Here is a 10,253-nt window from a genome sequence, read left to right as displayed (position 1 = left end):
GATCCCGCGCCCGGCGGCTTATCTCGCTCGGCATGACCTACGAGATTGCCGTCGGCCCCAACGTACGCAAGTCGCCCTACTTCGACGCCACCGTGGAGGACGGAGTGCGCGCCTTCGCCGTCTACAACCACATGTTCCTGCCCCCGGCCCCGCCCGGTCAGGCGATCACGATCATCACCACCACGAGCAGCAACAGCACCAGCAGCGCGAGCGTCGCGACACGGCCGCTCATCGCGGCGTTGGAGGGCGCGCGGGTCTCGGTCGGCTCGAGGACGCCCTCGGCGCTGTCGCTGCGCAGGCGGTCCATCGGGGCGACGCTCTGCGGCTCGCTGTAGGTGCCGATCCAGCGCAGGGGCGGCTTCGGCGTCAGGGTGCGGCCGCGCACGGCGCTGGAGGGGAGGATCAGGATGTGGCCGCCCAGCGCGTCGAGGCGGGCGGCGTCGGGGCGGACCTGCTCGGGGTCCATGCCCATCCCGTCGACGAGGTAGTTCGACAGTCCCATCGCGGCGATGTCGCTCGCGGGGAACAGCTCGACCTTGTCGCGGTCGAGCCTCTCGGTGCCGAGCGCCGCCTCCAGGCCGTCGCGCTCGAAGTCGGCGACCTGGTCGGCGGGCAGGTCGATGGCGAAGACGCGGGCATGTCCGTGCTCGCTCTCGGGGACGTCCATCCGGGTCATGCGCTCACTCCCTTGGGCGCGCGCGCGGCGCGCAGGTTGCGGGCCAGCAGGTCCATCGCCGCCATCCGCACCGCGACGCCCATCTCCACCTGCTCCTGGATCACCGAGCGATTGATGTCGTCGGCGAGGGTGCCGTCGATCTCGACCCCGCGGTTCATCGGCCCGGGGTGCATGACGATAGCGTCCGGCCTGGCGAAGGCCAGCTTCTGCGCGTCGAGGCCGTAGCGGTGGAAGTACTCGCGCTCGGAGGGGATGAAGCCGCCGTCCATCCGCTCCTTCTGCAGCCGCAGCATCATCACCACGTCGACGCCCTCGAGCCCGGCGGCCATGTCGTCGAACAGCTCGACGCCCAGATCGGCGGCGCCGGCGGGCATCAGCGTCGGCGGGGCGATCAGGCGGACGCGGTTCTCCATCTTGCCGAGCAGCATGATGTTGGAGCGGGCGACGCGGGAATGGGCGATGTCGCCGCAGATGGCGATCGACAGGCGGTGCAGCCGGCCCTTGGCCCGGCGGATGGTGAGCGCGTCGAGCAGCGCCTGGGTCGGATGCTCGTGGCGGCCGTCGCCGGCGTTGAGCACGGAGCAGTTGACCTTCTGGGCGAGCAGGTCGACCGCGCCGGAGGAGGGATGGCGCACGACGAGGATGTCGGGGCGCATGGCGTTCAGCGTCAGCGCGGTGTCGACGAGGGTCTCGCCCTTCTTCACGCTGGAGGAGGCGATGCCCATGTTCATCACGTCCGCCCCGAGCCGCTGGCCGGCGAGCTCGAAGCTTGCCTGGGTGCGGGTGGAATTCTCGAAGAACATGTTGATCTGCGTCATGTCGCGCAGAGCGTCCCAGTGCCGCCGCCCGGCGCGGGCGCCTTCCGCGTAGTCGTCGGCGACGTCGAGCAGAGCGGTGATCTCGGGGGGCGCGAGGGGCTCGATGCCGAGCAGGTGCGTGGCGCGGAAGGTCATGGCCGCGCTTATAGGAGCGCCGCCCCGGCCCGGCAAGGACACCGGACGGCGCTCGCCTGCGGCCTCGCCCCGCCCGCCGTCCCGCGGGGCGCGCGCCGTGCCGCCGTGGCGGGAGCGGCTGGAGGCGGATGCATATTTTCGGCCAGATGAAGGGGAGGTGACTGCCCTTCGGCGGCCGGGCGCACTAGGGTGCGGGCGTGGATTCGGGTTTCGACTACTGGGCGGCGAAGGCCGCGCTCGACTGGCAGATCGAGCTGGGTGCGGACGAGGCCATCGGCGACGCGCCGGTGGACCGCTACGCGCTCGATGCCGCGCGCGCCAAGCCGACCGCGCCGGTCGCCGCGCCCAACGCCGTGCCGGTGCCGGCCGCGCCCGACGACCCGGTCGCCGAGGCGCGGCGGCTGGCGGCGGGGGCGCGCGACCTCGGTGGGCTGGCGGCCGCGATGGAGGGCTTCGAGCATTGCGCGCTGAAGGCCGGGGCGCGCAGCTTCGTGTTCTGCGACGGCAACCCCGACGCGCGGCTGATGATCGTCGGCGAGGCGCCGGGGCGAGAGGAGGACCGGGCCGGGCGGCCGTTCGTGGGCCGCGCCGGGCAGCTGCTCGACCGGATGCTCGCCGCCATCGGCATGGCCCGCGCCGCCCCCGACGCGGCGCATGCCGTCTACATCACCAACGTCCTGCCCTGGCGCCCGCCGGAGAACCGCCGGCCCGAGCGCGCCGAGATCGCGATGTTCCTGCCGTTCCTCGAGGCGCACATCGCGCTGGCGCGCCCGGAGGTGCTCGTGCTGATGGGCAACACCCCCTGCGACGCGCTGCTCGGGCGCAGCGGCATCACCCGGATGCGCGGCAGCTGGACCGAGGTGCTCGGCGTGCCGGCGCTGCCGATGTTCCACCCGGCCTTCCTGCTGCGCCAGCCGCAGGCCAAGCGCGAGGCGTGGGCCGACCTGCTCGACGTCCAGGCCAGGCTGCGGGGGCGGGGATGACGCTGCCGGTCGATCCGTTGCTGCTGCTGGCGTTCCTGCCCGCCGGGCTCGCGCTGAACCTGACGCCGGGGGCGGACATGCTGTTCACCATCGCGCAGGGCGTGCGGTCGGGGCCGGGCGCGGCCTTGCGGGCGAGCGCCGGGATCTCGCTCGGGGTATTCGTTCACGCGCTCGTGGCCGGGCTGGGGCTCGGGGCGCTGGTGGCGGCGCATCCGGGCCTGCTCGACGCGATCCGCTGGATCGGGGTCGGCTACCTGCTGTGGCTCGCCGTCGCGGCCCTGCGGGCGGGCGCGCCCGGCGGCGAGGCGGCGGCGGCGCGGCGGCCGTATCGCGAGGGGTTGGTGGTGAACCTCGCCAACCCGAAGGTGATCCTGTTCGTGCTGGCCTTCGTGCCGCAGTTCGTCGCGCCGGAGCGCGGGGCGGTGCTGGTGCAGTTCCTGGTCTTCGGCGGGCTGCTGGCGCTGGGCGGTTTCGTGATCAACGCCGCCGCCGGGCTCGCGGCGGGCGGCATGGGGCGGCGATTCGTGCGCTCGGAGCGGGCGGCGCGGTGGCTCGGCCGGCTGAGCGCGACGATCTTCGGCGCGCTGGCGCTGCGGCTGGCGGTGATGGAGAAGGCGCAATGAGCATCGACGAGACCCGCGAATTCATCCCGGTCCGCATCGCGGTGCTGACGGTGTCCGACAGCCGCCAGCTCGCCGACGACCGCTCCGGCGACGAGCTCGTCGCGCGGCTCGAGGCGGCGGGCCACGTCCTCGCCGCGCGCGCCATCCTGCCCGACGAGCGGGCGGAGATCGCCGGCCAGCTCGCGGCCTGGTGCGACGACGACGGGGTCGACGCGGTGATCTCCACCGGCGGCACCGGGCTGACGGGGCGCGACGTGACGGTCGAGGCGCACCGGGATGTCTACGACAAGGAGATCGACGCCTTCGGCACGATCTTCACCCTCGTCTCGATGGACAAGATCGGCACCTCGGCCGTGCAGAGCCGGGCCACCGCCGGGGTCGCGCGCGGCACCTATCTCTTCGCGCTGCCCGGCAGCCCCGGCGCCTGCAAGGACGCCTGGGACGGCATCCTCGCCGCGCAGCTCGACTACCGGCACCGCCCCTGCAACTTCGTCGAGATCATGCCGCGGCTCGAGGAGCACAAGCGGCGGAAGTAGGCGGGACGCACTTTGCGCGCCGCCCTGCGACGGAACCTCGCACACGCATCGTTGAACGGGGCGGCAGGTAGACTTTCCGACAGGTCTGCCGCCTACTTCGACGTGTTTCAGACGAGGATTGACCGACGATGAGATTTCTGCGCCGCAGCCTGGTCGGCATCTTCCTGTTGTCGCTGACCTTCGCCCTGCTGGTCCTGGCCGGCAGGACCGTCGTCGACGCCGTCGAGGCGCGGCTGTCGGCGGAGCCGCGGGCGTTTCCGCAGCGCGAGCGGGTGCTGGCCGTCAACGTGCTGCCCTACGAGACGGAGGCCGTGACGCCCCGGCTCGAGGTGTTCGGGGAGCTGCGCAGCCAGCGGACGCTGGATCTGCGGGCGTCGGTCGGGGGCACGATCGTCGCCATGGCCGAGGAGTTCGCCGAGGGCGGGCACGTGGCGGCGGGCGAGCTCTTGCTGCGGATCGATCCGGTGGAGGCGGAGGCGGCGCTCGCGCGGGCCGAGGCGGACCGGCAGGACGCGCAGGCCGAGCTGCGCGACGCGCGGCGGGCGCTGGTGCTGGCCGAGGACGAGCTGGCGGCGGCCGAACAGCAGGCGACGTTGCGCGAGCAGGCGCTGGCGCGGCAGCAGGATCTGAGCACCCGTGGCGTCGGCACGGCGGCCGCGGTCGAGGAGGCCGAGCTGGCCGTTTCGTCGGCGCGGGGGGCGGTGCTGACCAACCGGCAGGGGGTGGCGCAGGCGGAGGCGCGGATCGACCTCGCGGAGACGACGCTGGCGCGCACCGAGATCGGCGTCGAGGAGGCGGAGCGGCGGCTGGCCGATACCGAGCTGACCGCGCCGTTCGACGGAACGCTGGCCGGCGTCGCGGTGCTCGAGGGCGGGCGGGTGACGGAGAACGAGCTGGTCGCGCAGCTGGTCGATCCGGAGCGGCTGGAAGTCTCGTTCCGCGTCTCGACGGCGCAGTACGCGCGCCTGCTCGACGCCGAGGGGCGGCTGCGCGGGGCGCCGGTGACGGTGTCGCTCGACGTGGCCGGGGTCGATCTGACCACGACCGGCACGATCAGCCGCGAGAGCGCGAGCGTCGCCGAGGGGCAGTCGGGGCGGCTGCTGTTCGCGCGGCTCGACGACGCGCCGGGCTTCCGGCCCGGGGATTTCGTCACCGTGAGCATCGAGGAGCCGCTGCTGCGCGACGTGGCGCGGCTGCCGTCGACGGCGCTGGGCTCGGACGGGGCGCTGCTCGTCGTGGGCGAGGGCGAGCGGCTGGAGCTGGTCGCCGTCGAGCTGCTGCGGCGGCAGGGCGACGACGTGCTGGTGCGCGGCGACGACCTCGCCGGTGCGCTGGTGGTGAGCCAGCGCTCGCCGCTGCTGGGGGCGGGCATCCGGGTCGATCCGATCCAGCCCGGCGCGACGGACGTGCCGGACGAGGAGGTGGCGCGGGCCGCCGCCGCCGCGCCGCCGCCGACGGTGCGTCTCGAACCCGACCGGCGGGCGCGGCTGGTGGCGTTCGTGACCGAGTCGCGGATGCCGGACGAGGCCAAGACGCGGCTGCTGTCCGAGCTCGAGCAGGAGGACGTGCCCACGGAGATCGTCGACCGGCTCGAGAGCCGGATGGGGAGCTGATCGATGGCGCAGCTGTCCGCCGCGAGGGGCATCCTCGGTTACTTCACCCGCCATCGCACCGCCGCCAACCTCGTGCTGATCCTGATGATAACCGCCGGGCTGATGGCAATGCCGCGAATGCGGGCGCAGTTCTTTCCAGATGTCATCATCGACAGCGTCACCGTCAGCGTCGCCTGGCACGGCGCGGGCGCGGAGGACGTGGACCGGGCCATCGTGCAGGTGCTCGTGCCGGCGCTGATATCGGTCGACGGCGTCACCGACAGCGACGCGCGCTCGACGGAGGGCAGCGCCCGGATCCAGCTCGAGTTCGTCCCCGGCCACGACATGGAGACCGCGACGGCCGACGTGGAGGACGCGCTCGACGCGATCGGCACGCTGCCCGACGCCGCCGAGGACCCGGTCGTGCGCTCCGGCGGCTGGACCGACACCGTGACCGACGTGGTGATCCGCGGGCCGCTCGGGCTCGACCAGCTGGCGCGGTTCGCCGACGAGTTCGTGCTGCGGCTGTTCGAGGCGGGGGTGACGCAGACGAGCGTGCGGGGCGTCGCCGCGCCCTCGACCATCGTCGAGGTGTCGACGCTGGCGCTGATCGAGCACGACGTCTCGCTCGCCGAGATCGCCGCCGCCATCGGCGCGGAGGCCGACACCGACCCGGCGGGCGATGTCTCGGGCGCGGCGCGGGTGCGGACGGGAACGGCCAAGCGCAGCGTGGAGGAGATCGCGGGGATCGTGCTGCGCTCCAACGCCGACCGCTCGGAGCTGACGGTGGGCGACGTCGCCACCATCGCCGAGGAGGGGATCGACCGGGAGCGCGCCTATTTCGTCGGCGACGACCCGGCGATCATGATCGCCGTCGCCCGCTCCTCGGAGGGCGACGCGATCAAGCTGCAGGCGGCCGTCGAGGAGGCGGCGCGCGAGTTCCAGGCGAGCCTGCCCGAGGGCGTGGCCATCGAGCTCGTCAACACCCGCGCCGACTACATCACCGGCCGCCTCGAGATCCTGCTCGACAACGGCCTGACCGGGCTCGGCCTCGTCGTACTGCTGCTGTTCCTGTTCCTCAACGCCCGCACCGCGCTCTGGGTGGCGGCGGGGATCCCGGTGGCGATGCTGGCGGCGATCGCGATCATGTACGCCGCCGGGCTGACGTTGAACATGATCTCGCTGTTCGCGCTGATCATCACGCTCGGCATCGTCGTCGACGACGCCATCGTCGTGGGCGAGCACGCCGACTTCCGCGCCCGCCAGCTCGGCGAGAGCCCGGTCGTCGCCGCCGAGAACGCGGCGCGGCGGATGTTCCTGCCGGTGTTCTCGGCCACGATCACCACGGTCATCGCCTTCTTCGGCCTCGTCGCCATCGGCGGCCGCTTCGGCTCGCTGATCGCCGACATCCCGTTCACCGTGATCGCGGTGCTGCTCGCGTCGCTGCTCGAGTGCTTCCTGATCCTGCCCAACCACATGAGCCACTCCGTCGGCGCGGCGGCGAAGCGGCACTGGTACGACCTGCCCTCGCGGGTGGTGAACCGGGGCTTCGACTGGGTGCGGGCGCGGCTGTTCCGGCCGTTCATGGCGGCCGTGATCTGGGCGCGCTACCCGGTGCTGGCGCTCGCGGTGCTGGCGCTGGCGAGCCAGGCGGCGCTGCTGGTGCGCGGCGACGTGCAGTGGCGCTTCTTCTCGGCGCCCGAGCGCAACTCCGTCACCGGCAACTTCGCGATGCTGCCCGGTGCGACACGGGCCGACACGCTCGAGATGATGCGCGAGATGCAGCGCGCCACCGAGGCGCTCGGCGCGGAGTACGAGGCCGAGCACGGCCGCAATCCCGTCGCCTACGCCATCGCCGAGATCGGCGGCAACTCGGGCCGGGGCCTCTCGGGCGCCGACACCAAGGACGCCGACCAGCTCGGCGCGCTGACGGTCGAGCTGATCGAGGCCGACCTGCGGCCCTATTCCAGCTTCGCCTTCGTCTCCGACCTGCAGGACGCCGTGGTGCAGCACCCGCTCGCCGAGACGGTGAGCTTCCGCTCCTGGGGCTCGGGGCCGGGGGGCGACGACATCGACATCCAGCTGATGGGCGCCGATCCCGAGACGCTCAAGGCGGCGGCCGAAGACCTCAAGGCGGAGCTGCTGAAGTTTTCCGAGATCACCGCCGTCGAGGACAACCTCGCCTACGACAAAGAAGAGCTGATCCTGAGCCTGACCCCGCGCGGGCAGGCGCTCGGCTTCACCATCGACGGCATCGGCAGCGTCCTGCGCGACCGACTCGGCGGGATCGAGGCCGCGAGCTACCCGGTGGGGGTGCGTTCGGCGACGATCCGGGTGGAGCTGCCGGAGGGCGAGCTGACGGCGGATTTCCTCGAGCGCACGCAGATGCGCTCGCCCGAGGGCGTCTACATCCCGCTCGCCGACATCGTCACCGTCGACAGCCGCACCGGCTTCTCCACGATCCGCCGCGAGAACGGCGTGCTGCTGATCTCGGTCAACGGCGACCTCACCGACGACGACGCCGATCGCGCCGCCGAGATCATGCAGATCGTCAACGACGACATCCTGCCCCGGATCGAGGCGACGCACGGCATCGAGACGGCGCTCTCGGGCCTCGCCGAGCAGGAGCGGGAGTTTCTCGACGACGCCCGCAGCGGCACCGTGCTGGTGCTGCTCGGCATCTTCCTGACGCTGGCGTGGATTTTTTCGAGCTGGACGCGGCCGCTGGTGGTGATGGCGATCATCCCGTTCGGCCTCGTCGGCGCGATCTGGGGCCACGCGCACTGGGGCATCCCAATGAGCATGTTCTCCATCGTCGGGCTGATCGGCATGATCGGGATCATCATCAACGACTCGATCGTGCTGGTGACGACGATCGACGAGTACGCCGAGACCCGCGGCCTTGTGCCCGCGATCATCGACGGCGCGGCCGACCGGCTGCGGCCGGTGCTGCTGACGACGCTGACGACGGTACTCGGCCTCGCGCCGCTGCTCTACGAGAGTTCGAGCCAAGCGCAGTTCCTCAAGCCGACGGTGGTGACGCTGGTCTACGGGCTCGGCTTCGGCATGGTGCTGGTGCTGCTGGTGGTGCCGGCGCTGATGGCGGCACAGCAGGACATCGGCCGCCACGTGCGCGCCGCGCGCCGCTCGCTCCGGGCGCGGCGGCGGCTGGTGTCGTGGCCGGCGCTGGCGGGCGCGGCGGCGGCGCTGGGGCTGTTCGGGGCGACGCTGGGGCCGGTGCTCGTCACCGGCGCGCCGCTGCCGGCGCTCGCGGCGTGGCTGCCCGACGCCGTGCAGGGGACGGGGGCGCTGCTGGCGCTGTTCGCCGCCGCGCTCGCCGGGGTGCTGGCGCTGCTCTACGTCGCCGCCGGCCTCGCCGCCGCGCTAACGGGGCGGCGCGGCTAGGGGCTCAGCGGGCGTCGCAGCCGCGGATGTCGACGGCGCGGGTCTCGCCGAGCACGGTGATGCGCACCGCCGAGCGGTCGAGCGCGAAGGGGCGGCCGCTGTTGTGGACCATCCGCACCGCCGCGCTCAGCGTGCCGCCGCGCCGGACGGTCTCGGGCTCGGAGACCCAGACGGCCGGATTGCCTGCCTCGACCACCACGTCCTCGCGGCCCGCCACGGGCGGCATCTCGATGTCGGCGACGAGGGCGAGCCCGTCTCCCGCCGGGCTGACGCGGCACGTCACGCCCTGCACCCCCGCCTCCGATTCGCTCAGCGGCCGGTCGGCGAGCCCGGCGACGATGCCCGGATCGCGTCGCCCGCCCACCGGGGGCAGGGCCACGGCGACGGGGACCTGCACCGGCAGGCAGATGTCGGCGCAGACGCCGAGTTCGAGCACCCCCTCGGCCCGCGCCGCGCCGGGCGCGTCGAGGGCGAACTCCATGGGGATGACGACGGAGCCGTCGTAGACGATCGAGCGCATCCCGTTGCTGCGCGCTACCTCCGGCACAGGCCAGTGCAGGTGCATCGCCGCGACGTTGTCGATGTCGGACCACAGGAACTCCGGCGGAATGCCGGTGTCGCCGGGCGCGCGCCAGTAGGTCTTCCACCCCGGCGCCAGGCTGATCGACAGGCCCGCCATGTGGGTGCCGCGCTCGGTCCGCCAGCCGGGCAGGATCTCGACGTCGACGATGCCGGGGGGCAGCTCGGCGGCGGCCGGCAGCGGGGTGGCGGCGAGGCCGCAGACGAGGGCGAGAAGTCGGAACATGCGGCGGACAATATGGGCGGGCGGGGGAATGGGAAGTCACGATCGGGCGAGACCGCGTGACAGCATCCCTTGCCAGTGGCCGCCGCGCGACACATCTTCCCTCTCATGATTTCACAACCCGACACTCTGTCCGGCAGCATGCTGATCGCGATGCCCGGCATGGGCGATCCCCGCTTCGAGCAGGCGCTGGTCTACATCTGCGCCCATTCCGAGGACGGCGCGATGGGCCTGATCGTCAACAAGCCGACGCCCGAGGTCCGCTTCAACGACCTGCTGAGCCAGCTCGAGATCCAGCCCGGCCCCGAGACGCGCGACATCCGCATCTACTACGGCGGCCCGGTCGAGGCGGCGCGCGGCTTCGTGCTGCACTCGGCCGACTACGCCTCGGAGGGCGCGACGATGCCGGTGGACACCGGCGTCGGCCTGACGGCGACGCTCGACGTGCTCGAGGAGCTGGCGCGGGGGCGCGGGCCGAAGAGCTCGCTGCTCGCGCTCGGCTACGCGGGCTGGGGGCCGGGGCAGCTCGAGGACGAGATCGGCCAGAACGGCTGGCTCACCTGCAGCGCGCGCGACGACCTGATCTTCGGGCGCGCCAACGAGCACAAGTGGACGGCCGCGCTGCGCTCGATGGGGATCGATCCGCTGCTGCTCTCCGGCGAGGCCGGGCACGCCTGAGCCGC

The 10,253-nt window shown here is 72.8% G+C and carries 9 protein-coding genes; 6 read left to right on the top strand and 3 right to left on the bottom strand.

The window, feature by feature from the left end:
• Positions 1-157: 157 nt before the first annotated feature.
• Together OG2516_RS20480 and OG2516_RS16065 are read right to left on the bottom strand one after the other, a co-directional pair.
• Positions 158-676: a hypothetical protein gene (locus tag OG2516_RS20480; RefSeq protein WP_007256933.1), complete on the bottom strand. Its 519-nt coding sequence runs from the start codon at positions 674-676 to the stop codon at positions 158-160.
• Complete coding sequence (locus tag OG2516_RS16065) at positions 673-1,629, bottom strand: aspartate carbamoyltransferase catalytic subunit (protein ID WP_007256934.1); 957 nt, start codon at positions 1,627-1,629, stop codon at positions 673-675. The genes OG2516_RS20480 and OG2516_RS16065 overlap by 4 nt, the downstream gene beginning before the upstream one ends.
• A 197-nt stretch (positions 1,630-1,826) precedes the next feature.
• Between OG2516_RS16065 and OG2516_RS16060 the strand changes: the two genes are divergently transcribed.
• From OG2516_RS16060 to OG2516_RS16040, 5 genes are all read left to right on the top strand, one after another.
• On the top strand, positions 1,827-2,612 hold the full coding sequence (locus OG2516_RS16060) for a uracil-DNA glycosylase (RefSeq protein ID WP_007256935.1): 786 nt from the start codon (positions 1,827-1,829) through the stop codon (positions 2,610-2,612).
• Positions 2,609-3,235 carry a LysE family translocator gene (locus tag OG2516_RS16055; protein ID WP_007256936.1) on the top strand — a complete coding sequence of 209 codons (627 nt, stop codon included), beginning with the start codon at positions 2,609-2,611 and terminating at the stop codon, positions 3,233-3,235. The genes OG2516_RS16060 and OG2516_RS16055 overlap by 4 nt, the downstream gene beginning before the upstream one ends.
• Positions 3,232-3,771, top strand: a complete 540-nt coding sequence (moaB, locus tag OG2516_RS16050; RefSeq protein ID WP_007256937.1) for a molybdenum cofactor biosynthesis protein B — start codon at positions 3,232-3,234, stop codon at positions 3,769-3,771. Before OG2516_RS16055 ends, moaB begins: the two co-directional genes overlap by 4 nt.
• A 128-nt stretch (positions 3,772-3,899) precedes the next feature.
• Entirely contained in the window at positions 3,900-5,384 is a 1,485-nt protein-coding gene (locus OG2516_RS20055; RefSeq protein ID WP_007256938.1) for an efflux RND transporter periplasmic adaptor subunit, read from the top strand.
• Positions 5,385-5,387: 3 nt separating this feature from the next.
• Positions 5,388-8,768, top strand: coding sequence for an efflux RND transporter permease subunit (locus OG2516_RS16040; protein ID WP_007256939.1), 3,381 nt, complete (start codon positions 5,388-5,390; stop codon positions 8,766-8,768).
• A gap of 4 nt (positions 8,769-8,772) precedes the next feature.
• Here OG2516_RS16040 and OG2516_RS16035 read toward each other — a convergent pair whose 3' ends face one another.
• The gene (locus tag OG2516_RS16035; protein WP_007256940.1) at positions 8,773-9,573 is read right to left on the bottom strand and encodes a protein-disulfide reductase DsbD domain-containing protein; all 801 of its coding nucleotides are present in this window, start codon (positions 9,571-9,573) and stop codon (positions 8,773-8,775) included.
• A 105-nt stretch (positions 9,574-9,678) separates the two neighbouring features.
• On the opposite strand from OG2516_RS16035, the gene OG2516_RS16030 reads away from it, so the two are divergent.
• Positions 9,679-10,248: a YqgE/AlgH family protein gene (locus tag OG2516_RS16030; RefSeq protein ID WP_040616204.1), complete on the top strand. Its 570-nt coding sequence runs from the start codon at positions 9,679-9,681 to the stop codon at positions 10,246-10,248.
• Positions 10,249-10,253: the final 5 nt, after the last annotated feature.

The organism is Oceanicola granulosus HTCC2516 (genome assembly GCF_000153305.1).
Classification (GTDB): domain Bacteria; phylum Pseudomonadota; class Alphaproteobacteria; order Rhodobacterales; family Rhodobacteraceae; genus Oceanicola; species Oceanicola granulosus.
Note: the sequence above shows the minus strand (reverse complement) of the source record. Positions and strands in the feature narration are given on the sequence as shown.

Coding starts and splice junctions, on each gene's coding strand:
- OG2516_RS20480 (WP_007256933.1), bottom strand. CDS start 676: ATGACCCGGATGGACGTCCCCGAGAGCGAGCACGGACATGCCCGCGTC.
- OG2516_RS16065 (WP_007256934.1), bottom strand. CDS start 1,629: ATGACCTTCCGCGCCACGCACCTGCTCGGCATCGAGCCCCTCGCGCCC.
- OG2516_RS16055 (WP_007256936.1), top strand. CDS start 2,609: ATGACGCTGCCGGTCGATCCGTTGCTGCTGCTGGCGTTCCTGCCCGCC.
- moaB (WP_007256937.1), top strand. CDS start 3,232: ATGAGCATCGACGAGACCCGCGAATTCATCCCGGTCCGCATCGCGGTG.
- OG2516_RS20055 (WP_007256938.1), top strand. CDS start 3,900: ATGAGATTTCTGCGCCGCAGCCTGGTCGGCATCTTCCTGTTGTCGCTG.
- OG2516_RS16040 (WP_007256939.1), top strand. CDS start 5,388: ATGGCGCAGCTGTCCGCCGCGAGGGGCATCCTCGGTTACTTCACCCGC.
- OG2516_RS16035 (WP_007256940.1), bottom strand. CDS start 9,573: ATGTTCCGACTTCTCGCCCTCGTCTGCGGCCTCGCCGCCACCCCGCTG.
- OG2516_RS16030 (WP_040616204.1), top strand. CDS start 9,679: ATGATTTCACAACCCGACACTCTGTCCGGCAGCATGCTGATCGCGATG.